Here is a 23,482-nt window from a genome sequence, read left to right as displayed (position 1 = left end):
GCTCAGGTGCAGATAGATCATAGTTAATCAAATCAGGTGAAATTGAGCACACTATAGCCAAAATAAACAAATTAACTCATTGTGCTATTTTTTGTCGCCATATTTGACTTAGTCACTTTGTGTTTTTAATTAATTTCATTCTTGTAAAATTCAATAATGGTAAAGTTATATTCATTGCTTGATATTTGGTCTGTAGCAATGTGTTACTTTATAGTGTTTGCCTTTTTAAAAATATTAAAACCCCTGGTATCAATTGAGAATCTAAACCCGCTTATATGGAAATAAACTCTACTCGAAAAATCACCCATTTTCTTGCGATTTTACTTTTAGGGATGTTACAGCTAGTAACATCCCCTGATGTGTTTGCGCAAAGAACTACTCCTATTATTGATGTAGACTTATCAGGGGATCCGAATGCCACTTGGGATTCTAGAGAAGATACACAAAATGTAGATAGGTTTGGGCAGCTGTGCGGAGCGAGACAACAGGAGAATTGTATCCAGTTTCGGGTTAAGTTGCACCCTAACTCAGGCGGCTTAGCACTTGCTGTTGTAGAGGGGCCAAGACCTGACGGTTCTATGACGTATCGCTTGAATAATGGGAGTGATGCTTGTAATGGGCGTACAGCTACCATCGGACAGCCTATATGTGCTGAAGGAGTCGGGCCACATATCATTACACTATGTATGCCGGGTCAGGCGGGACATCAGTATAAGTTGATATCGACAGCCGCATTTATCCCCATAGATGATGCTTCAGTAACTTTAGGCTGCTCTGCCGTGCTTAACGCCCCAGCTTCTTTTCTACCAGGTACCGTTACTTGGAGAGATAAATCCGGGCAAGGGTATGAAAAATTTTTAAGTGACCGTACGGCTAACAATCCAACTGTTACGCCTGATGCAACAGCCCCGGCTTATGTGGATTACATTATAAGCGGTAATTCAAATGCTTCAGAGTGTACTAATATTCCTTATTTTGATGAAGTTAGGGTATTCTTTCACCCTGAGCCGGTTGTCTCTATCGGTCCTGATCCAGCTATTATTTGTCCTGGTGGGAGCGGTGTGCAACTTACCGGAACTGTAACCGGTGGCGACCAGGCTACCGGTTTCGACTACTTCTGGTATGGTCCAAGTGGAAGCGTAGTTGGGAATGACATATCTTACACAGCCACTTCGGTTGGCACGTATAAGTTTGCGGCAGTACCGAAAAAGTCATTTAACTGTAAAGAGTTTTCAGCTAGTGTAAATGTCGTAACAAACCTGACAGCCAATGCCGGTGAAGATCAACTGGCCTGTGCATCCGGTACCGTGCAGTTGTCAGGTGCAATAACTGCAGCATCAGGTGGTACTTGGACTACAAGCGGATCAGGTACTTTCTCTAGTCCCACAAACCTTAACGCGGTTTATACTCCTTCAACAGATGATATTCGCGGAGGTTCTGTTCGACTCACGCTTACCTCAACTGGCAACGGTAACTGTTCGCCGGTAAGCGATGAGGTGCTGATCACTTTTTATAATATGGCAGTGGTCCTCGATGGTACACCTGTGATATGTAACGGCACACTGGGAACCATAACAGCTAATGTAACAGGCGCTCAAGGTGCGATGCGCTACCTGTGGAGCAACGGAGCTACCACTGCTTCGATCAACGGCTTGTCAGCCGGCAACTACACAGTTACTGTCACTGATGAAAAAGGCTGCGCCGTTTCACAGTCGCTCACGATTACCGAGGTAACCGGTCCATCTGATTTTGCGGCAACGCCTGCAAACCCAACTTGTGGTGCGAACAATGGCAGCATCATCGTAACGGGGGTAACCGAAGGTTCAGGTACGTATACTTACAGCAAAGACGGCACAAACTTCCAGCCTTCAAATACTTTCAGCGGACTTGCCCCGGGTGCCCATACCATTACCGTAAAAGATTCGAATGGCTGTACGGTTGCTAGATCCTTTACACTTGTTGATGTGCCTGGGCCAACAGCTGTAACAGCCTCTTCAACTCCTGCCAGCTGCCTTAATAACGACGGCTCTATCACAGCAGGTGAGGTGACTGGCGGCACAGGTACTAAAACTTACTCCATCAACGGCACAAACTTCCAGGAAGGCACTACCTTCACGGGGCTCGCCTCTGGCGACTATACGTTGACAGCGAAGGATGCCAATGGCTGTATCATAACAACTTCGGTGACAGTGGCGCAGGCTTCCATCACCAACTTTACGGCGACACCGGCTTCATCTACCTGCGGCAACCCGAACGGATCTGTTACGATTTCCGGTGTGGCAGGAGGTGTAGGAACGCTAACTTATAGCAAGGATGGCCAGAACTACCAGACTGATGCTACGCTGACCGGCATAGCTGCCGGCACACATACCGTTTGGGTACAAGATTCGAAAGGCTGTGTATTCAGTAAGTCAGTAACGGTACAGAACATACCTGGACCAACCAACTTCACGGCTACGCCAACTTCTTCTACCTGCGGTAACAGCAACGGACAGATCGTGGTGAGCAATGTTGTATCCAGCGGAAACAGAACCTTCAACTACTCCATCAATGGAGGTGCTTACCAGCCATCAGCTACCTTTACTGGCCTGGCTGCCGGCAGTTATACCATTGCAGTGCGGGATGGCAATGGCTGTACCTTCTCTAAGTCTGTGACGGTTACAAATGAAGCTGGTCCTACAGCTGTAGTAGCCACTGCGCAACCAGCGAGCTGCCGCAATAACGACGGCTCCATTACGGCCGGAACTGTAACAGGTGGCACAGGCACTAAAACGTACTCTATCAACGGCACCACTTTCCAGGAGGGCACTACCTTTACTGGTCTGGCCTCCGGTGACTATACCCTGACAGCAAAAGATGCCAATGGCTGTACCGTGACTACCTCTGTGAGAGTAGAGCAGGTAATGCCTACTGACTTCACTGTAACGCCAACTGCAGCAACCTGTGGCAATCCGAACGGTACTGTCGTAGTGAGCAACATTGTAGGCGGCGTGGCTCCATATAAGTATAGCAGAAACGGCACCACTTTCCAGGACGAGTCAACACTGACCGGTTTTGCGGAAGGGACTTACACCATTACTGTGCAGGATGCCCGTGGTTGTACTTTCTCAAAATCAGTGAGCATCAGCAATGTGCCTGGTCCATCTGATTTCGCATTCACAACCTCATCTTCCACTTGCGGCGGCAGAAATGGCAGCATTACTGTTGGAACGATAACGGGCGGCACTGGTACGATGACCTATGCCATCAATGGCGGTAGCTTCCAGGGCTCCAATGTTTTCACAGGTCTGTTGGCAGGTAGATATACCATATCGGTAAAAGACACCAACGGCTGTACGTTCGCAAAAGAAGTAACAGTGGGCGATGTGGCTGGTCCGAGCAATTTTGCTGCAACTGTAGACAATACTACCTGCGGTGCCACAAATGGCCAGATCACAGTAACCGGTGTGACGGGCGGTACAGGTACTTATTCCTACAGCCGCGACGGTGTGAACTTCCAGGCTTCAGCAGTTTTCTCTAACCTGGCAGTGGGCAACCACACCATCACCGTGAAAGATGAAAATGACTGTAGATTCTCCAGAACTTTCACGCTGACGAATGTAGCCGGCCCGACGGCAGTTACAGCCACAGCGCAAGCGGCCAGTTGCCAGAACAACGACGGTACTATTACAGTAGGAACCGTAACAGGTGGTACAGGCACCATGTCTTACTCCATCAACGGCACTACGTTTCAGGCTGGAAAAGTATTTACAGGACTTGCAGCAGGTCCATATACCGTAACAGCGAAAGATGCCAATGGCTGTACCATCACCAGATCGGTAACGGTAGGCACCAACGTTCCAACCACTTTCGCCTTTACAACCAATCCATCTACCTGCGGCAATAGCAACGGTACGATCACAGTGGGTGCGGTGACCGGTGGCACAGGCCCATACCAGTACAGCAAAGACGGTCAGAACTTCAGCACCAACGCTACACTGACTGGTTTCTCTGCAACTACGCATACCGTTTGGGTACGTGACAACAAAGGCTGTGTAGTGTCGCGCCAGATTTCGGTTAGCAATGTAGCCGGGCCATCTGACATAGCGGCTACGGCTACTTCATCAAGCTGCGGTAATCCGAATGGTATGCTCACTGTTACCGGTGTGACCGGCGGAACAGAAGACTATACCTATAGTATAGACGGCACAAACTTCCAGAGCGAAGCTACCTTCACCGGACTGATGGCAGGTTCGCATACCATCACGGTGAAAGACGCCTACGGCTGTACCTTTGCCAGTTCATTTACGGTAACGGATGTGGCTGGGCCAGAATTCACAGCAGTTGCGCAGTCATCTAAGTGCGGCGCCAGCAACGGTAGCATAGCAGTGAGTGATGTGAGCGGAGGAACTGCTCCGTTCTCCTACAGCATAAACGGTGGCGCTTTCCAGAGTGGTACCAGCTTTACAGGACTGGCAGCGGGCACTTACACCATTGCGGTGAAAGACGACAACGGCTGTACAGCTACCCAGGAGATCGAAGTAACGGATATCGCCGGACCATCTGACCTCACGCTTGCCTCAAAAGCCTCTACCTGCGGTAGCGCCAATGGCACCATTACAGTTAACAATGTGGCAGGCGGTACAGCTTCTTTTCAGTACAGCCTCAACGGCGGCGCCTTCCAAAGAGGCGTTACTTTCAGCAATGTGCTGGCAGGTACGCACCGCATTACCGTACGCGACGCTAACAACTGTACGTTTACCAAGGAGATTGTAGTCACAGATATTGCCGGACCATCTAATCTGACAGCCACTGTGGAAGCAGCTACCTGCGGTTCAAGCAACGGAACCATTACCGTGACAAACATTACGGGCGGCGAATCAGGCTATACCTACAGCAAAGACGGGGTGAACTTCCAGACGGAAGTGACTCTGACAGGCTTTGCGGCGGGTACGCACACCATCACGGTAAAAGACGCCAACGGCTGTACTTTTGCGAAGTCAGTTACGGTGACCAACATCGGAGGCCCTACGGCAGTAGCAGGTTCGGCTACACCAGCAAGCTGTAACGACAACGACGGTACGATCACAGCCGGTGCAGTAACAGGTGGCACAGCTCCTTATACCTACAGCATCGACGGTACTACTTTCCAGTCTGGTACCAGCTTTACAGGTCTTGCGGCAGGTACCTATACCCTGACGGCAAAGGATGCCAGTGGCTGTACTGTAACAAGAACGGTGAATGTCGGTACCAACGTGCCTACCAACTTTGCCCACACCACAGTGCCATCTACCTGCGGTCGCAGCGACGGTAGCATTACAGTAGGCACGGTTACAGGCGGCACAGGAACCTATACCTATAGCGTCAACAATGGAAGCTTCCAGTCAGGCACTACCTTCACCGGCTTGGCAGCCGGATCGCACCGCATCACGGTACGCGACGCAAAAGGCTGTGAGTTCACCAAGTCGGTAACGCTGGAGAATGTGGAAGGTCCTCAGTTCAGCGCCTCGACAACAGCCACTACCTGCGGCGCTAACAATGGTAGCATCACGGTAGGAACAGTAACCGGAGGCATAGCTCCATATACCTACAGCATCGACGGCACTAACTACCAGACCACTACCCAATTCGCGAATGTGCTGGCCGGAGAGTACGCGGTTTCAGTGAAGGACGCCAATGGTTGTATCGGTACGGTAACGGTAGAAGTGCAAGACATCGCCGGACCGTCTGACTTCACGCTAGCTGGTGCTTCTTCCACTTGCGGAAACAGCAATGCGACTATCAGCATCAGCGATGTGGTGGGTGGCACAGCCCCTTATACCTACAGCAAGGACGGATCTAACTTCCAGACTTCAGCCAACTTCGGTTCGCTGGCCGCAGGGGAGTATACGATCACAGTAAAAGACGCCAACGGTTGCCTGATCGCTAAGACGATTGACATAACAGACATCCCGGGACCAAGCGAACTCACACTGGCTAGCACAGCCTCTACCTGCGGCAGCGCCAACGGTGTGGTAATTGTGAATGGCGTGACAGGCGGAACAGCTCCTTATACCTACGCGATAAACGGTACAAACTTCCAGGCGGGGACTCGCTTCGAGTCCGTGCTGGCTGGTAGATATACTGTGACCGTGAAGGACGCCAATGGCTGTACTTTGAGCAGAGAGATTACGGTGACAGATATCGCCGGTCCATCTGATTTGGCTGCCACTGCCAAGGCCTCTACTTGCGGCGCGAGCAACGGCGAACTGACCATTACAGGTACAACTGGTGGAACAGCTCCTTATCAATACAGCAAGGATGGTGTGAACTTCCAGTCCGAGACAACGCTCATTGGTTTTACGGCTGGCACGCACACCATCACAGTTCGCGATGCCAACGGCTGTACCTTCGAAAAGGCGTTCACGGTAACTGATATTGCTGGTCCAACCGCTGTAGCGGCTACGTCAGGTGCGGCAAGCTGCGCCGACAACGACGGCTCGATCACAGCAGGTGCGGTAACAGGCGGAACAGCCCCTTACCAGTACAGCATCAACGGCACAACTTTCCAGACAGGCACTACTTTCTCAGGCCTCGCCTCCGGAAGTTATAACTTGACGGTGCGTGACGCCAACGGCTGTACCGTAACCAGAGCCGTGCGAGTGAACACTAACATCCCAACCAATTTTGCTAGCACCACTATCGCAGCTACCTGTGGGAATGCTAATGGTACGATCACAGTGGGTGCAGTAGAAGGTGGTACAGCTCCTTATACCTACAGCAAAGATGGTGTTAACTTCCAGGCCTCAGCAACCTTTATCACTATGCTGCCAGGCAACCATACCATAACAGTAAAGGATGCGAAAGGATGTACAGTGGCAAGAACTATAACACTGAACAATGTACCCGGTCCATCTGACATGACTGCTGTAGTGAAAGCCTCTACCTGCGGTAGCCCGAATGGTGAGATTACAGTCAGCGCAGTAACAGGTGGCACTCTTCCTTATACCTATAAGATAGACGGCACAGCTTACCAGGAGTCCAATACATTTACTTCTGTAGCGGCGGGTGAGTATACCGTTTCCGTGAGAGATGCCAATGGGTGTTATTTCTTTGTAACGGTAGTTGTTGAGAACATCCCTGGCCCGTCTGACTTTGTAGCTTCGGCCCAGTCTTCAAGCTGCGGTCGTGCGAACGGTTCTATTACCGTGACTTCAGTGGAAATGGGCACAGCGCCTTATACCTACAGCAAAGACGGCACTAACTTCCAGACTTCAGCTACCCTGACGGGTCTGTTGGCTGGTGAGCATACTATCACGGTAAAAGACGCGAATGGCTGTGTAATTTCGAAAGTAGTGACAATAGAAGATATGGCCGGTCCAAGTGATATGATCCTGGCCAGCACTTCCTCTACCTGCGGCAGCGCGAACGGCACGATCAACGTGACAGGCGTAACCGGCGTGGCAGGGGGCTATACCTACTCCATCGATGGCAATAATTTCCAGCAAGGCACTACTTTCGGGGCTGTGCCGGCAGGTACTTATACCGTGATTGTGAAAGACGCCAATGGTTGTACTTTCAGCAAGCAGATTGTAGTAGCTAACATTGCCGGTCCATCTGACCTGACAGCTTCTGCTCAAGCGTCTACTTGCGGCGCAGCGAATGGTGAGCTGACAATCGCGACTGTTTCAGGTGGAACAGCTCCTTACTCTTACTCCATTGACGGTACGAACTTCCAGGCCGCGGCGACCTTCACCGGACTGCTTGCCGGAAGCCATACCATCATAGTAAAAGACGCCAACGGTTGTATAGTTGAAAAAGCCTTCACGGTAACTGATATCGCTGGTCCTTCTGCGGTAGCAACGAGTTCTCAGGCTGCAACCTGCGCCGACAACGACGGCCGTATTACGGCTGGCACGGTAACAGGTGGCACGGCTCCATACCAGTACAGCCTGAACGGTGGTGCATTCCAGTCCGGAACAGCTTTCACAGCATTGGCTTCCGGAGAGTATACCCTGACAGTGAGAGACGCCAACGGTTGCGAAACGACTACTACAGTGAAAGTTGAGAAAGATGGTCCGAGCAGCTTTGTTGCAACTACCAGCAACTCAACTTGCGGCAACGATAACGGCAGCATCCGAATCACTTCCGTGGACGGTGGTGTGGCGCCTTATACCTACAGCCTGAACGGCGGTGCTTTCCAAAGCGCAGCCAGCTTCTCGGGACTTGTGGCAGGAGTTCATACCATTACTGTAAAAGACGCCAACGACTGCACGCACACTGAGATTATCACCATCAATAATGTAGCCGGCCCATCTGACCTTACTGCTTCAGCCCAGAACACAACCTGCGGCAACAGCAACGGACAGATCAATATCGGTACCATAACAGGTGGCACATCTCCTTATACTTATAGCATCAACGGCACAAACTTCCAGACTTCCTCAAGCTTCACAGGTTTGGCTGCTGGCGAGTATCTGGTGACGGTGAAGGATGCCAATGGCTGTACCTTCGCAAAAGCCGCGACAGTAACCAACACCGACGGACCAGAAGGTTTTGCCACCACAACCAAAGCCTCTACTTGCGGTGCCAGCAATGGCAGCGTAACGATTGGTGCAGTAACGGGAGGACGCTCTCCTTATACCTATAGCAAGGACGGTTCTAACTTCCAGACTTCAGCTGAACTGACAGGTATGGCAGCAGGCAACCACACGGTGTACATCAAAGACGCCAACGGCTGTACCTTCAGCAAAGCGGTAGTGATCGAGAACATTGCCGGTCCGACTGGCTTTGAGCTTGCCTCTACAACAGCCACCTGCGGCGAAGCCAATGGCAGCATCACAGCAAGTGGTGTAGCAGGTGGCAAAGCACCTTATACCTACAGCCTGAATGGTGGTGCCTTCCAGAGCGAATCAGCTTTTGCGGAGGTAGCGGCCGGTGAGCACACCATCACGGTGCGCGATGCCAATGGCTGTACAATTGAGAAGAAGGTAGAAGTTGTCAACGTAGCTGGTCCTTCGGCTCTGACCGCAACCGCAACGGCTGCCTCTTGTGGTGCGAACGATGGTGCTATCACAGTAAGCCAAGTTACAGGCGGTGTAGCTCCTTATACCTACTCCATCAACGGCACAACTTTCCAGGCCGCTACTGCCTTCGCAGCACTGGCTCCGGGTGAGTACGAAGTGACGGTGAGAGATGCTAACGGCTGTAGCGCAGTTACGACTGTGACAGTTACTGAGAAAGGTCCGAAAGTAGCGACACTTACAGCAGGCAAAGCTTCTTGCGGTGAGACCAATGGCTCTATCACAGTAACGGCAGTAGACGGTGGCACGGCCCCTTATACCTACAGCCTGAACGGTGGTGCATTCCAGGCTTCGGCTACATTCAGCAATCTGACGGCTGGTGCTTATACCATCACGATCAAAGACGCAGAAGGCTGTGCGATCACAGCAGAGCAGGCAGTAACGTCAAGCGGTGGAGTGGAAAGCTTCACGGCAACAGGCACCAATGCCAGCTGCGGTCAGCGCAACGGTCGCATCACGATCAGCGAGATCGTAGGCGGCTCGGCTCCTTATACCTACAGCATCGATGGAACCAACTTTGCGGCAGAGCCTAACTTTACCGGCTTAGCTGAAGGTGAGTACCAAGTAACGGTGAAGGATGCCAGCGGCTGTACACAAGTACAAACCGTGACCTTGCAGAACAGCCCCGTACTGAAAGATGTGAAGTTCAGCGTATCGGCTGCTGCATGTGGCAATGCCGCCGGCGAAGTGAAAATAACGGAAGTGGTAGGCGGCACAGCGCCTTATACCTACTCACTCGACGGTACCAACTTCTCTGCTTCAACTACCCTGGCGAACATAGCGGCGGGTAGCTATACTCTGATCGTTAAAGATGCCAGAGGCTGTACCTTCTCTGTTCCGGTAACAGTGGCTGGGCTATCCAGTAAGGTGGCGAATGTGAGTCACATCAGCTGCTACGGCGACAAGAACGGCACCATCCTGATCGAGGCCACTGGGGGCGATGCTAACACCGAGTACAGTATCGACAATGGCAAGACCTTCCAGAAAACTCCAGAGTTTACAGGATTGGCGAAGGGTACTTACCAGGTGATCACCCGCTTCTCTTCGACATGTACCATCACATTGGGTGCAGTAGAGATCAAGGAGCCAGCCGCCCTGCAAGTAGAGATGGCCGTGACGGATGGTATGCCAGGTAAGCCTAACTCAGGCAGTGCCAAAGTAAGTGTGGTAAGCGGAGGCACGGCACCCTATGTTTACTCGCTCAACGGTGATGTGTTTGTAAACGAGTCAGAGTTCCAGAACCTGCGCGGTGGTAAGCACTTCCTGAAAGTACGCGATGCCAACGGCTGTATCACAGAGGTTGAGTTTGACGTGACAATCCTTGGTGAACTTGATATCCCGAATGGTTTCACACCTAACGGTGACGGCATCAACGACACTTGGGTGATTCGTAACCTGCCGGAGACTTTCCCTAACTGCAGAGTAACAGTTTACAACCGTTGGGGTAGCCCGGTATTTGAATCGAAAGGATACGGCAAAGAGTGGGATGGTACGCACAACGGCAAACGACTGCCTGACGGTACTTACTACGCCATCATCGAGTTCGGTGACGATACGCCGGCAGTTAAGACATCAGTGACCATCATGCGTTAAGTTTCGCCATTTTAGAAAGAGACCGTTATGAAAAATAAGATATTAATACTCTGCTTTTTGTTGATTGCCTTAACCGCATCGGCCCAGCAGAAAGCCCTTTACTCACAGTACATGACCAATTACTTCATTCTCAACCCGGCAGTGGCCGGGTTTGAGAAGGATGTAAGCGTTAAGATGGGCTACCGCAATCAGTGGGTTGGCTTTGAAGGCGCACCTAAAACCTTTTACCTGAGTGGTGAAGGTGCTTTGTTCAACAAGTACCTGAAGCGCAGCCGCAAGACGCAGGGCTTCCATGGAGCAGGCGGTACGGTGTACACCGACCAGACAGGCCCAACGACCCGCACAGGTGCTTTAGCTTCCTATGCGTACCATGTGCCGCTGAACCGAAGCATCTACCTGTCATCTGGCTTCTCTGCCGGCTTCCAGCAGTTCCGATTCGACCCTGCCAAAGTGCGTCTGGCCGATGGCTCCAACGAGCGTGACCCTGTAACCAACCATGGCCGCGTGGACGCCTTTATGCCTGACCTGACACTCGGTACCTTTATGCACTCAAAAGACTTCTACTTCGGCGTATCCCTGTTTCAGGTACTTGGCAACAAGATTCATGAAATAGATGGGGGAGAGGAAGTAAGCCGTCTTTCGCGCCACTTATTTGTATCGGGTGGGTATAATTTTGATGTGCACGACAAGATCATGCTGATGCCCTCCGCGTTGCTGAAGTACGTGCAGGGTGCTCCAGTGCAAGCTGACTTTAACCTGAAAGCTGCTTACCACATGAGCAAGCGCCGCCAGAAATCAGTGTACGACGATCAGGTATGGGGCGGCATATCGTACCGTACGCAGGATGCCATTGTAGGCTTGGTAGGTGTGCAGTTTCAGGAGCAATTCCAGTTGAGTTATACCTACGACATCACTGTATCGCGCATGCGCCACCAAAGTGCAGGCTCTCACGAAATCGTGTTAGGCTACCGCTTCAAATAAGACACAAGTCCATTGTTCATAAAACAGAAAGGCCAGCGCATTTGCGCTGGCCTTTCTGTTTTATGGTGGGTTGCTTTAATGCGCTGCTTCCTCGGCACGGGCAGAGCTTCCGCTAATGATCTGGCCGAAGAAAATACTGTTGAGGAACAGCTTATTGGTACCAAACCAGAAAGCCCGGAAATTCGGATTGTCCGTCATCCCGATCACTTTACCGGCGCCCAAAGCCGATACTGAAATAGCGGCACTGTTGCCGAGCTGCTTCAAATTCGGTTTAGAGATATAACCGCTCAGCAGTGGATTAGCTGTGTATACCGCTGGGTTGGCGTAAGGGCTCTTACTTGGTTCCATGAACAAGCGGTTGTCACGGAACACAGGCAGTTTGCTGTTATAATAGCCATATCCTAGCGGATGGGTCAGATCGAGGTTCGTCTCAAATATGGCACCGCCTATCACCTGTGCGCCGGTTGTATTGCTCATAGTAGCGTATGGCAGTCGCTCGGTGTTGTTGTTCTCACCCTGCTTGAAGGTGAAGTTGCCGATCTTGTTGTCTGCAAGCCAACGTGTGGCATTGCCCATACCTATCAGCGTGCCGCCCTGCTGTACCCAGGTGCGAAGTCTCGTTTTACCGATATCCGAAATGGTGCCGTAAGAGCCATCTGCCATAATCATTACATTGTAGCGACTCAGGTCAGCGCGGTTTACTGACTCGGCATTGATCAGACTAGTGACGATATCAAAACGGTGGTCAAGCAAATGCCAGGCCTCACCGGCATCGTTGCTGTTCACGCCGTCGCCGATCAGCATAGCTACCTTAGGCTGCTGTAAGGTATAGATGCCCGGGCTACCCAAGTTAATGCCCTCAGTGAATCCGGTGCTGATAGCATGTACCATGATCCCGTTGTCTTTAGCGATCTGCGTCATCAACTCGTGGATGCGCTCTGCACTGACTGGCTGACCTGTCACTGGTATCAGGATGGTGCCGTAGTCAAACTGCTTTCCATTCGCACCTGTAAATCGATCCGTTGCGACTCTGGCCTGCAAGCCGTAGTTAAAAAGTGTATTGAGCGCTTTGGGAGCATAATAGCCGTGCCATTCAAAGGCGTAAGCATAGGCACTGTTACCACCTACTACCTGCCCTGTCGGGAAGTCAACGGTGGCAAGGTTTTGACCTAGTTGGTTGCTCTTGAATTGACGGGAGGTCAGGTTAGCGTGCTCCAGGTTGAAGGCAAGTGGCAGCGTCCAGGCTGATACGTCATAAAAAAGACTGTCCTGAAACGAGGTGCGGCGCTCAAACATACCTTCGATCAGCTTGTATTGCGGCTGATTTGTCGGCACGATGTAGCTGTTCTCAGGAGTATAGGTCACATTGTTTACCTTGATATTTTCCTTCGGGCGGTAAATGTCGATCTGATGCTGGTGGATGATCTCCGCCAGGTGATAAGCACGGGCAGGGTCTTTTTCGGCACTAAACACATAAGCACCAACCGGTGCTTTAGCAGATTCCTTCAGCGCATCACGGTAAAAGTCACGCTGATGTGTCAGCAACTCTTCGCGCATGTTCTGCACGGCTTGCAACGTAGAAAGGGTAGTCGTAAACTGGTTGCGAATGGTGAAAGGGAAGGTCAGCACGCCGTTTACGCTTTCCTGTGCATGACCTCTGGAACTGGCCTGCTCAAACAAGATACCGATGGCACCATTTACATCCGGGTAGGTAGAGCCTTTGCCATAATAGAAGTCATCGAAGCTCTCTTCAGTATAGTAGAACGAACCAATCTTATCGAGTGCCTTGGCGTGGAAGCCAGCAATTTTCTTGGTCAGGTCATAATTGCGGGCAGGCGTAAGGGGGTGATTGCGGCTCGGTATACCTGGCTGGAAGAAGAAAGTAGAGTTAGTACCCATCTCGTGGTGGTCTGTCAGTACGTTCGGTTTCCACTCGTGAAACTTGGCCAGTCTGCCTCTCGACTCCGGATGTTGCAACGGCAGCCAGTCGCGGTTCAGGTCAAACCAGTAGTGATTGGTACGGCCACGTGGCCAGGCTTCAGCAAACTCTTCGCTGTTCGGGTCAGTCACCAGGTTTTTGCTGCGGTGCGTATTCACCCAGCTGGCAAAGCGGTTCAATCCGTCTGGGTTAATGGAAGGGTCGATCAGGATCACAGTCTCGCTTAGCAGCTTGTCAATTTCAGGACCTTGTGCTGCAGCCAGGTGGTACACGGCCAGCAAGGAGGCATTGCTGCCGCTCGGTTCGTTACCGTGTACGCTATAGCCCATCCACACTACACCCGGCATATTCTTGATGTCAAGTTTGCCGGATGTATTGGGGTCAGTCAACTGTCGGTGCTGCTCCTTGATGCGTCGGATGTTCTTATGATTTTCGGGTGATGTGATGGTGAGCAGGTATAGCGGACGGTTTTCGTGCGTACGGGCATACTCCTCAATCGTGATACGGTCAGACAGCTGTGCCATTTGTCGCATGTACATAGCGAGCTGGTCATGGCTTACATGCCATTCGCCCACGTTGTAGCCCAGTATGTCTTTGGGTGTCGGGAATTCTTTGTTATAAGTCACATCCTGTGGGAGGTAGTAGGAGAGGTCTGCCTGCGCCATAGTCCACTGGCTCAGGAAGACCAGTGCCGCCGTGGCGAGCGCATAAATGTTTTTCATTAGTAGGTTGTTTTAAGGGTGATCGTGAAATAAGGTTAGTTATGCAATTTCCCCTTTTGCTTCGCCTTTTCCAAAAATAAAAGCCCTGCGGGTGAGGCAGGGCTTTTATAGCAGCTTATTGAATGTCAGCACTACTTAACCGACAACAGGGCGTCTGTGCTCTTTCGGTTTAGGAGACTTTTTGGGTCGAGTACCACCGCTCACAAAGTAAAGCGCAAAGCCCGACAGTATCGTGATGATGCCGGCGATAGAAAACACACGCAACAAGACATTGCCAAAATTGTCGCGCCCCTGATAATCCATAGTGTGGAGCATCCAAAGGAAATCGAATACACGCCATTTGTTATTACGGAACTTCGTGACTACGCCCTGATCAGCTGCTACATAAACTGTGGTATTGGTAGGGTGCTCCATGGTAAGGGCCCAGGCTGGCAATGGGCCACTGCGGTACTCATGATGCCCGCTCATGTTCTCGTCTGTCAAATACTCCACTTTGGTGACATCCACCGGATCAATGAAACTGTTGTGTGCAATCTGTACCGCTTCCTGCTCGGTGAGCGGCGGGCGCAATTCTCCCGTAGCGGCTATCGCCAACTGTGTCAAAGTAGTGGTATGCGCATGGTCGCTTTCATGTAGTGTCGAATCAGGATGGTAGCCAATCTGGTAATGTGGTTCGCCTAAAATGTCAATTAGCTTAACGGATGTAATGGTCGAACCTGCGGAGAAGTACTGAAGCACTTCCGCTGGCGATACAAGCTCCATACCAGGACTAAAGGTTGTCGCATGCTGTTTACGCTGATGATCGCCGTGAATCTCATCGATATCGCTAAAGCTGAAGTAGATGCCGCCGATGGTCCACATCACAAACTGTATACCTGTGATTAAGCCCAGGTAACGGTGTGCTTTGCGGATGCGGAGATGGGTTTTTCTTTTCATAAAGCATGTCAAGCCAGCTTTCAATATACAGCGTGATCGTATTTCCTGCAAGTGGATCTTATGCAAGATGCAGTTATTTGCCTTTTAGATTAGATCTATCTCTAAAGACATGCTAGTATGTACATTCAGCAATTTTTGTTCTTAAAAACAGTGCAATTCCAAGCGCCTCGCAATCTATATATAAGTATTCATATTTAGTGGTATTAAGTGATTTAACAAACATCTACGCGAACTCAATTGGAGAATACGATTTAACACATGGTGCACAACAGTACAATTTATTAAACTATTATCTTATTTTATTAAATTATATTTATTTAAAATATTAGAATTTATACCTTAAGTATGAAACTTTTATATTTAATCAAGGTATCATAGGCTAAGTACGTCACCCTAAATAGTATAGCCTGTGAGTAATTTAGCCGAAAAGTTGCCAGGACCGGACCTGTATGTTACGGTCTGCCCTAGCGAGTCAGCATTACCTGGCTCAGCTACACATCTTATCTCCCCACCAAAGTGACAATGCCTGGCTATCTGTGCCTGCTGGGTCAGTAAAAGCCTCTCCTATATAAGGTAACTCTTCTAAAAGAGTCCTGCGCCTCCCTCCGAAGCTCGATTTGAGCCTTCGCATGATCTCTATTGCCTTTTGTAAACAGAAAACAAGCACCGAAACCCTAATAGTGTGCTCTTCACTCACCTTAACCTTTGAGTATATGAGAAAGAATTTTACACAATTGATTACGAAAGTAAATTCAATGAAATGGCAACCTCAGATAGTAGGGTTGCTTTTGCTGTTTATGATGCTGGCATCGCATGTGGCGGTGGGGCAGACGGTAATTCCAAGATCAGCTTGTGTTGGTGAGGTAGTTACTTTGACAGCTACTAATGTAAATCAGAATACCGTACAAAATTGGCAGTCTAGTTCCTCTATTAACGGGCCATTTGCGGACATAACTGGAGCAACAAATCTAAATTATACTTTTACTGTTTCTGCCACAGATAATGGCAAGTATTATAGATTTAGGGCTGCAAATAATGGTGGCAATCAAGTATCCATTAGTGATTACATATTGCTTACAGTTGATGCTATACCTAACGCTCCTACCACCACAACAACTCCCCGCTGTGGTACAGGCACAGTCCAACTATCAGCATCAGGGGCTCCAAGTAATGGTAGCTACAGATGGTATACCGTCGCAACAGGTGGTACAGCAATAACCGGAGCAACTGGAGCTACTTATACTACGCCAAGCATATCAACAACTAGATCTTATTGGGTAAGCTCTGTTAGCCCAGCTGGCTGTGAGAGTGCGACTAGGACAGAAGTTGTTGCTACCGTCAATCCTATACCTGATACTCCAAGTGTTAGTCCTAATGCACGATGCGGAACAGGCTCTGTGACGCTCGGTGCAACAGTAGGGAACAATGGCACAATTGTGCGTTGGTATACAGCTACAAGCGGCGGTACACCAATTGGAACAGGTCCAACTTTTGATACCCCTTCAATTAGCTCAACAACTACTTACTTTGTTTCCAGCTATAACGAGGCCACAACTTGTGAAAGCTCACGGGTACCAGTTATTGCCACTGTCAATGCAAACCCAACAGTTTTACATACAGATTTTGCCCCTATATGCGTTCAGGCATCTGCTAGAAGCCTAACTGGTGGCTCCCCTGCAGGTGGTACATATTCAGGTATAGGAGTCGAGAATGGAGTGTTCGACCCAGCCGTTGCGGGAGTTGGTACACATACTATCACTTATAGTTACACCGACGGAAATACTTGCACAAATTCTATTTCTAAAACCATCACAGTTACAGCTGCTCCAGTCGTGACATTGGAGACATTTGCTCCACTGTGCGAAAATAGCGAATCAATTGCTTTAACAGGAGGAGAACCAATTGGTGGAGTTTACAGAGTAAATGGTGTGGTTGCCACTCAGTTCAACCCCGCTGCTGCAGGTGATGGTGAGCATACCATAACTTATACAGTTACTCAGAATGGCTGCTCTGTAACAGCAACCCAGACCATTGTTGTTAATCCGGCGCCAAGTGTAAGTCTGTTGCCTCTTTCAGCAGTATGTATAGATGCAGCTGCGTTTGAACTTACAGGAGGCAGAGTAGGAGGGGCAGTTCCGACTACAGGCATATGGAGTTACAGCGGTAACGGTGTTACGGAAGGAACTTTCAGCCCTGCTACGGCTGGAGCTGGAACACATCAAATTACCTATACTTATACAACACCAGCTGGCTGTACCAATTCAGCCACGCAAAGTATAGTTGTGCATGCATTGCCAAACGTGACGTTTGCAAGCATTCCTGATGTTTGCGTAAGTGCAGCTCCGTTTACGTTAGATGAAGGCTCACCAGCGGGAGGTACTTATACAGGCACTGGCGTAGCGAATGGCGTATTTAGCCCGGCCACTGCCGGAGTAGGCACGCATACCATTACGTATACCTACACGAACGCAAATAACTGTACTTCCACTGCGACAAGAACCATCAGAGTAAAGGCACTTCCTACTGTTTCAGTTACCAACAGCTTGGCAATTTGTGCAGGAGGCTCCGCTACACTAACTGCAAGCGGCGCAACTACCTATCGATGGGAGCCAGCAACAGGCCTTAGCGCAACAACCGGAGCAACTGTAACGGCGGCCCCTTCGCAAACCACTACTTATACTGTCTATGGTACGACAGATGGTTGTGAGTCTGAAGCGAGAACTGTAACGGTTACCGTTAATCCGCTGCCAGTAGCTACAATTACTGTAGAAGGACCAACTGAGTTTTGTGCAGGCACAGCTGTAAATTTGATAGCTCCATCAGGAAATTTTGACTATGCCTGGTACGATGAAGAAGATAATTTACTAGGAAGCTCCAGAACATACAGTGCTAGTGAATCAGGTATCTATAGGGTTAAATTAACAGATAAAGTCACTCTTTGCGAAGCTATTTCTGTAGGGACAGAACTTAGAAGAGGAACACTTGAGTTCGCTATATTTAGCTATTCTGGTGCGACCACTTTATGTCAAGGAGCTACGAAAGTGCTCAGTGCAATCTCGCCTCCGTCTGGTCAGACATATGAATACCGCTGGATTAAAAATGGAGGAACATCATCAGAAGAAGTAGTTTCTACTGACAGGGTGTTTACTGCGACATCCACAGGTGTCTATCAAGTTGAAATTACAGAAACTAGCATAGGAGATGATTGCGTAAGGCTATCCAACCCATTAACCCTGACCTTCAATCCCCTGCCTGTGGCTAACGCGGGGACAGACCAAACTCTTTGTGCTGTAACAGGTGGTACTGTATTTCCTCTAGCTGGCACAGCAACTAATGGCACAGGTGTATGGACGGTCGTAAATGGAAGCCAAACCGGCGGCGCCACTGCCAGTATTACGAACGCTGATTCACCAAATGCTACAGTGACTGTATCTGGTACAGGCTCTCTACGAATGCGATACACAGTTACTAGCAATACAAGCCCTGCCTGCGGAACAGTTAGCGATGAAGTAACGCTTACTGTAAACCGGCTACCAGTAGCTACTGCAGGGGCGGACCAATCTAAGTGCGCGACTGGAAACAGTACAAGTTTCACGCTGGCTGGCTCTGTAACTAACGGAACAGGCGTGTGGAGTGTCGTAAGCGGTAATGCAAGTATTACCAATACAAGTTCGATGACCTCCACTGTTACTGTAACTGGTACAGGTTCGGCTGTACTGCGACTCACAGCGACCAGCAACACAGATCCAACCTGTGGTGAGGATACAGACGAAGTTACACTTACAGTCAATCCATTGCCCACAGCAAACGCAGGAAATGACCAGGCTAAGTGTGCGACAGGAAATAGCACGACCTTTACTCTGGCGGGAACAATTGCCAATGGTACAGGTGCATGGAGCTTTGTAAGTGGAGCTAATATTGCTACCATTTCAGATGCCAATTCCCTGACTCCGACTGTAACAGTTACAAGCCCTGGTACAATTGTTTTAAGACTAACGACAACGAGTACTGCAAATCCAGTTTGTACAGCTGCCACCGATGATGTTAGTCTGGTGGTGTATGCTACGCCAACAGCTACAGTTACTCCGGCTAGCACAACTCCTGTATGTGGAGGAAATGTAACGCTCACTGCTACATCTACTCCATCAAACGGAACTTATACTTATCAATGGTATGACCAGAGTGGGGCTATCCCAACTCAAACTAGCAGTACTTATACAGCAACAGCTTCCGGTAGCTATTATGTCATCATCACTAATCCACAGAATGGAGGCTGTCCGAGTGTTGCCTCTAATACAGTGAATGTCACAGTTAACCCTGTTCCTGCTGCACCGACTAACGTGGCAACAAGTGCCGCTGCAGTTTGTGGTTCGGGTTCTGTAACATTGAGTGCAACAGCAGGTACTAATGCCAACTCGGTACGTTGGTATAGTGCCAGCACCGGAGGGACCTTACTGGAAACCGGCCTTTCCGTTGCACGAACCGTTAGCGCCACAACAACTTTCTATGCAGCCAGCTATAACAGCACAACTGGCTGTGAGAGCAGCACTAGAGTACCGGTGACAGTGACAGTCAATCCTATACCTGCAGCGCCAAGTAATGTAGCAGTAAACCCAACATCGGTATGTGGTTCTGGTTCGGTAACGCTAAGTGCAACAACTGGTACAAATGGGACTACGGTTCGATGGTATAGTGCATCTACTGGCGGTACACTTTTAGCAACAGGAACAACCTATGCTACGCAAGTAAACGCTACCACCACTTTCTATGCTGCCAGTTTTAATGCAACAACAGGTTGTGAAAGTAGCACGAGAGTTGGCGTACAAGTTACAAGCAACACGCCTATTGCGGCGCCATCCATTACGAACCTTACGGCAAACAGAACTTACTACTCAGGAGATGCTTCATTTATACTGACAGGAAGCAATCCTGGTACTGGTAATAAGGGAGTCTTCTCTGGGCCTGGGGTTACGCTGGAAGGGAACAACTACAGATTTACACCTTGTAATGCTTTACTTGCAGGGCAAAATGAAAGGCAGATCAATATTACATATACAGTGAGTAGTAATTCAACGAGCTGCGAAAATTCTGTAACTGTTCCGATAACAGTGAAGCGATCTACTTATACGACCATCGTGACTGCTGATCCCTTCCCTACTTGTAAAGGGCAGATTACAACTTATACTGCCAAGGTATACAGGGATGCAGAAGTTGTTTATCCTTACTTAGTTAACAGTCAAGGTGTACCTGTGAAAAGCGATATGGTAACTCCTCTTGGGAACAGAGAATACCCTATACCTAACCCTGCCTATTTTGATGACTTTGCAAGTATGCCAGAAATACTTCGGATTAATGCTTACAGGTATTACCAGCCAAAGATTATAAGTGGAACATTGATGCCAGCGGGAGATTTCTCTTATTCATGGACCAAGAATATGGAGGGTACGCAGTTCTCTGGCAGCTCTTCAATAAATAATGCGGGCTTGTCCTCTCTTGACTACTATGCTGTTTATGTGACTGGTGGAGGAAGTGATTGTGCCATAGGTTCAAGTGCAAAGATTTCAAACAGGGTATACACCGCAGCAGTAGTAGCTTACGAAGTTGGCATCACAAGCAACAATAATATCATCTGCCAAGGCGGCTCTGTAACAGTAAGCGCAAACCTGGATCGTTCGTTTAGTTTCTGGAATGATATATCGCTCACATTAACCTTGATGCATAGTAGAAATGGTGTTGCAACCCCACTAGAAGTCAGACCTTACAGCTCGTCAGACGGCTTCACGGTGAATTTCAACACTAGTGGTGCCGCGGTTGGTGGTTTGCAGGACGGTGACTTGTTGTACATTGATTTCAGCTCTGTCATTGACAGGGAAAGTGGGGTACGAAGCAAATGCTCTCAGGACTTCATGACGAACCAGATACGTGTCACTGTGGTAGCTCCATCACAGGCGATGACAGGCGGTGGTGCTCGTTGCGTTAGCGGCGCTGGCATACCAATTGGTTTGGCAAGTTCTCAGACAGGAGTGATCTACCAATTAAGGCGCAATGGTGCAAATGTAGGTAGTCCGGTTACAGGAACAGGCAATGCCATCACCTTCGGGAACTTCAATGAAGCAGGTACCTACTCTGTACAAGCTTTTGCAGGTACTGCAGCGTGTGTGAACTTTGGTGCAACAGTTATCAATGTAACGCCGCTCCCACAGGTACAAACACTTACAGTGCCAGGTAATGGATCATATTGTGCCGGGGGAACTGGTGTGCCAATCACTTTAGGAAGCTCCCAGAGTGGAATTAGTTACCAGCTAGTAAGAACTGCTGGGGCTACAACCGGTAATGTGGGTAATCCAATCTTAGGTAATGATGGCCAACAGATTATTTTCCCAGCTCAAACTATAGCCGGTACATACACGGTGGTAGCTACGACAGTTGCTTCACCTGGTACAACAGCGGCTTGTAGCCAGACTATGAATAATGTAACAGTAGTTGTTAATCCACTGCCAGTTGCTCAAACCCTCACAGGTGGTGGCAGCTACTGTGCAGGTAGTGGTGGAATGCCTATTGGCTTACAAAGCTCTCAGTCAGGTGTAACCTATAATCTAAGGAACAGTGCTGGTAACAATATAGCTAGCGTTGCAGGTACTGGAAGCGCTGTTTCATTTGGCAACTACCCAGCAGGTACTTATTCTGTTGAAGCAGTTAACTCAGCTACTTCTTGTTCACAGGTTATGTCTGGTACTATACAAGTAGTAGAAAATCCGCTTCCAAGTGTGTTTAATGTGACGGGTGGCGGACGCTTCTGTGCAGACGGTGCGGGTGTACCAATTGGCTTGGGAAGCTCTCAAACGGGTGTAAGCTATCAGCTTATAAGAACGGTTAATGGTACTCCTCAAAATGTAGGGAATCCGGTAAGTGGAACAGGTGGAAACATTAACTTCGGCCTTCAAACGTTGGCAGGGGTCTATAGTGTAGTCGCGACATCCAATTCAACGCCACCTTGCCCGATACCGATGAACGGTACAGCCACAATCACTATTGATGAGTTACCGTTAGTGATTGAAGCACTAAGTGGAGATTACTGTGAAGGCACTGCTGGTGCTGAGATTAGACTGCCTTCATCTCAAGTGGGTGTGAGCTATCAATTAGTGAAGTTGCCTAACACAAACGTAGGAGACGCAAAGATTGGAAACGGAGAGGCCATTAGTTTTGAAAAGCAACTTGCTGGTGATTATAAGATTATTGCGACCAATACTAGCACATCTTGTAGTCGGGAAATTGCAGTGCCTAGGATTGTTGAGAATCCAACGCTTTATGCCTTAGGTAATATTCTGATTTTTGACGAAAACGGAATAGAACTAGCTGATCCTTCAAAAATGGAGATGGGTAAAAGATACACATTCAGAGTAGAGTCAAACATCTTAGAAGCAAAAGATGCAGATGAAGCTTCCATTAAGTGGTACATGGGAGATGGTGTAAATGAAGATAAGTGGGTTCTAATGCAAGAAGGTGGTATCACGTTTACAATGACAGAGCCAATGGGAGCTCTACAAGTATCCATTCGATGTGATATACCAACTAATCCTGGGACTTGCTACGATATAAATGCACTGTTAAGTATTGACACTACGCCTATCATCCCTCTCCCAGTAGAACTCCTCTACTTCAACGCTACCAAGCGCGGCACCGATGTAGTGCTCGACTGGGCCACAGCTTCAGAACTCGACAACAAAGGATTTGAAGTACAGGTGTCGAGTGATGCCAAGAACTTCAGAGCGCTGGGATTTGTGGAGTCGAAGGTGAATACGACCAGCTTGAAGCAACTTTATACCTTCGTGGATAAAGAAAACGGCAAGCAGGGCGTGCGCTACTACCGACTGAAGCAAGTGGACATGGATGGTAAGTTTGAAATCTTCAATATCAAGGCAATACACTTCGATGAAGTATCGATGAACAAGGTGAAGGCTTATCCTAACCCATTCCATTCAGAAGTGGAGTTGAGTATTGATGCGGAACTGGATGGCGAACTGTTGATCACGGTCACTACTGCCACAGGCCAGCAACTGCTGCAGCGCTCTGTGAAGGTGGCGAAAGGTACCAACATTGAGAAGCTCATACTGGATCCGAATCTGCCGCGAGGTGTGTACATCATCTCAACCCGCATGGGTGAGTTCAGCAATCATTTCAAATTACTCAAACAATAGACTATTAGGGTTTAATAATAAAGCCCCGGGTATTTTACCCGGGGCTTTTTGCTTGATACCTATTTATCTGAG

At 49.2% G+C, this 23,482-nt stretch carries 5 protein-coding genes; 3 read left to right on the top strand and 2 right to left on the bottom strand.

The genetic code is table 11. The annotated features are described in order from the left end of the window. The first annotated feature begins 779 nt into the window (after window positions 1–779). Together AC5FX6_RS13545 and AC5FX6_RS13540 are read left to right on the top strand one after the other, a co-directional pair. The gene (locus tag AC5FX6_RS13545) at window positions 780–10,634 is read left to right on the top strand and encodes a T9SS type B sorting domain-containing protein (RefSeq protein ID WP_493597593.1); all 9,855 of its coding nucleotides are present in this window, start codon (window positions 780–782) and stop codon (window positions 10,632–10,634) included. 27 nt (window positions 10,635–10,661) lie between these two features. After that, window positions 10,662–11,615, top strand: coding sequence for a PorP/SprF family type IX secretion system membrane protein (locus AC5FX6_RS13540; RefSeq protein ID WP_493597592.1), 954 nt, complete (start codon window positions 10,662–10,664; stop codon window positions 11,613–11,615). A gap of 75 nt (window positions 11,616–11,690) precedes the next feature. Here the strand turns inward: AC5FX6_RS13540 and AC5FX6_RS13535 are convergent, their stop codons facing one another. Both AC5FX6_RS13535 and AC5FX6_RS13530 read right to left on the bottom strand, forming a co-directional pair. Continuing rightward, on the bottom strand, window positions 11,691–14,276 hold the full coding sequence (locus AC5FX6_RS13535) for a M14 family metallopeptidase (RefSeq protein ID WP_493597591.1): 2,586 nt from the start codon (window positions 14,274–14,276) through the stop codon (window positions 11,691–11,693). Window positions 14,277–14,411: 135 nt separating this feature from the next. After that, window positions 14,412–15,212, bottom strand: coding sequence for a PepSY domain-containing protein (locus tag AC5FX6_RS13530; protein WP_493597590.1), 801 nt, complete (start codon window positions 15,210–15,212; stop codon window positions 14,412–14,414). Window positions 15,213–15,925: 713 nt separating this feature from the next. Here AC5FX6_RS13530 and AC5FX6_RS13525 point away from each other — a divergent pair. Next, complete coding sequence (locus tag AC5FX6_RS13525; protein ID WP_493597589.1) at window positions 15,926–23,410, top strand: Ig-like domain-containing protein; 7,485 nt, start codon at window positions 15,926–15,928, stop codon at window positions 23,408–23,410. The last annotated feature ends 72 nt before the right edge of the window (window positions 23,411–23,482 follow it).

The sequence above is a fragment of the Pontibacter sp. LHS2 genome (assembly GCF_058932845.1).
This window is presented reverse-complemented; position numbering and strand designations above follow the sequence as displayed.

Coding starts and splice junctions, on each gene's coding strand:
- AC5FX6_RS13535 (WP_493597591.1), bottom strand. CDS start 14,276: ATGAAAAACATTTATGCGCTCGCCACGGCGGCACTGGTCTTCCTGAGC.
- AC5FX6_RS13525 (WP_493597589.1), top strand. CDS start 15,926: ATGAGAAAGAATTTTACACAATTGATTACGAAAGTAAATTCAATGAAA.
- AC5FX6_RS13530 (WP_493597590.1), bottom strand. CDS start 15,212: ATGAAAAGAAAAACCCATCTCCGCATCCGCAAAGCACACCGTTACCTG.
- AC5FX6_RS13540 (WP_493597592.1), top strand. CDS start 10,662: ATGAAAAATAAGATATTAATACTCTGCTTTTTGTTGATTGCCTTAACC.